This window comes from uncultured Sphingorhabdus sp. (assembly GCF_937872355.1).
In the GTDB taxonomy this organism is placed as follows: domain Bacteria; phylum Pseudomonadota; class Alphaproteobacteria; order Sphingomonadales; family Sphingomonadaceae; genus Sphingorhabdus_B.
In genome coordinates this window covers 1-2,228 of record NZ_CALMSV010000024.1, presented here as the reverse complement: position 1 = coordinate 2,228, position 2,228 = coordinate 1, and the positions used below count along the sequence as shown (strand labels likewise).

Sequence of the window (2,228 nt, the reverse complement as noted above, 5' to 3'; positions counted from 1 at the left end):
TGCGACGTTCACTTGCGGCGCGAATGGGTGAGAAAGGCTTTTTGGGGCTCTATTCGCTAGTGTCGCTCATAGGATTTGGCTGGATGATGTGGGAGTTTTCGCGCGCGCCTGTTGGTGAGATGTATTGGGCACCGACCAATTTGATCTGGATCGTCGCGAGCATACTCACCTTGCTCGCCGCAATCCTGTTTTCCGGTTCATTTCGCGGTAATCCGGCACTTCCAGATCCCGATGGCGACGGCATCCGGACTTTAGCGGCGAAGGTTCCAACCGGTGTGTTTCGCGTCACCCGTCATCCGATGATGTGGGGCTTTGCGCTTTGGGGTCTGTCACACATGCTGGTTGCGCCGCGGATGGATAGCTTCCTGTTCAGCGGCAGCTTGGTATTCCTCGCACTCGTGGGTTCTTACGGCCAGGATCGTAAGAAGGAAGCGACGATGGGCGACGCCTGGACCAAATGGGAGCGGCAAACCAGCTTTCTTCCGCGCTTGTCGCAATTCGGCAAGATCGAGCCGCGTACGCTGCTGATAGGCGTGGTTTTCTGGTTCGCCGCGACCTGGGCGCACAATCTGTTCGGCAATTATGGCGCGGGTATTTACCGCTGGCTATAGCCTGACCATCCGCATCCCGGCCTCGCCATAGCGCGGGCCGGCGGTGCCACCGCGAGGTGCAGCAGCCTCGAGCTTGGCCAAATCGTCGGCGTCCAATGTGACATCCGCTGCCTTGGCGCTGTCTTCCATTGTCACACGACGCTTGAAGCCCGGGATTGGGACAATATCGTCACCTTGCGCCAGAAGCCATGCCAGCGCCACCTGTGCGTTCGATGCGCCATGTTTGGCCGCTACGTCGCCAACGGCATCCACGACTTTCAAATTGGCGGCAAAATTATCTCCCTGATAGCGCGGATCGTTCCGGCGCCAGTCATTTTCGGGCAGGTCATCAAGGCTGCGGATCGATCCTGTCAGGAACCCGCGCCCAAGCGGCGAATAGGGCACAAAGCCGATGCCCAATTCGCGGCAGGTAGGCAAAATGTCTTCCTCGATATCGCGTTCCCATAACGAATATTCGCTCTGCAGTGCGCTGATAGGAGCGACGGCGGCAGCGCGACGAAGTGTGGCGGGGCCTGCTTCGGATAACCCGATATGCTTGATCTTGCCCTCTTTGACCAGGTCCGCCATCGCACCGACGGTTTCCTCGATGGGCACATTGGGATCGACGCGGTGCTGATAGAACAGGTCGATGCAGTCGATGCCTAACCGCTTCAGGCATCCTTCGACCGACTCCTTGGCATTGGCTGCTGAGCCATCGACGCCAACAATCTTGTTGCCATCGAAACGGAAGCCGAATTTGGTTGCGATGATCAGCCCGTCGCGCTTGCCCTTGATCGCTTCACCGACCAATTCCTCGTTCTGGAACGGGCCATAGATTTGCGCGGTGTCGAAAAAGGTAATGCCAAGATCGATCGCGCGGTGGATAGTCTTGATCGCCTCATCGGGATCGGCGGCTTCGCCATAGAGAATATTGCCGCCCTTTATCATCGGCATGCAGCCGACACCGATTGCGGAAACCTTCAGCCCATGGCCTAATTCACGATATTTCATGCTGCCTCTCCTTTTTCGAGGTCGCCCTCAGCGCGGGCGATGGTGCCGGTGACGGCAATATCCATGGTCACGTTGCCCAATGTGCGCATGATATCGGGGAACGTCTCAATGGCAACCAGTACCGCGAGTGGCTCGATGGGAATCCCCATCGCGATGCAGATCGGGGCAATTGCCGCGATGAAACTGATCGAACCGGGGAGGCTGACCGAACCCAAAGTTGTGATGGATGCAACAGCTACGCCGATAACGATCTGTTCGGGGCCAAGCTCGATCCCCATCCAGTGTGCGACATAAATCGCCACCGCCAGGTTCATCGCCGGACTGGTCGCACGAAATATCGCGACCGCCATTGGCAGAACGATATCGGTGCTGCGCGCACCAACCCCCAACTGCTTGGCCCCCTGCACCATAGCAGGAAGCGAGGCGAGCGAGCTTTGCGTTGAGATCGCAACCGACTGCGCCGGGATTGCCGCACGCGCGAAATCGAACAGGTTGAAGCGCGCACCGAACATCGCCACGGGATAAGCGGACAGCATGATGATTGTGCCGATGGCGGTGACTACCAGCACATAGTGCACGAGTGCGCCAAAAGCGGCGGCACCTGCCGTCATCCCCAGCACGACACCT

General features: G+C 58.4%; 3 protein-coding genes. 1 reads left to right on the top strand and 2 read right to left on the bottom strand.

Going from position 1 to position 2,228, the window contains the following annotated elements; translation table 11 throughout:
• Positions 1-611: NnrU family protein (locus tag Q0239_RS01020; protein WP_298597013.1), on the top strand; the 611-nt coding region annotated here is incomplete at its 5' end.
• Here the strand turns inward: Q0239_RS01020 and Q0239_RS01015 are convergent.
• Together Q0239_RS01015 and Q0239_RS01010 are read right to left on the bottom strand one after the other, a co-directional pair.
• Entirely contained in the window at positions 606-1,601 is a 996-nt protein-coding gene (locus Q0239_RS01015) for an aldo/keto reductase (protein ID WP_298597010.1), read from the bottom strand. The genes Q0239_RS01020 and Q0239_RS01015 overlap by 6 nt on opposite strands.
• Positions 1,598-2,228 (bottom strand): cation:dicarboxylase symporter family transporter (locus Q0239_RS01010; RefSeq protein ID WP_298597007.1); only part of this gene is annotated, 631 nt, incomplete at its 5' end. The genes Q0239_RS01010 and Q0239_RS01015, both read right to left, overlap by 4 nt.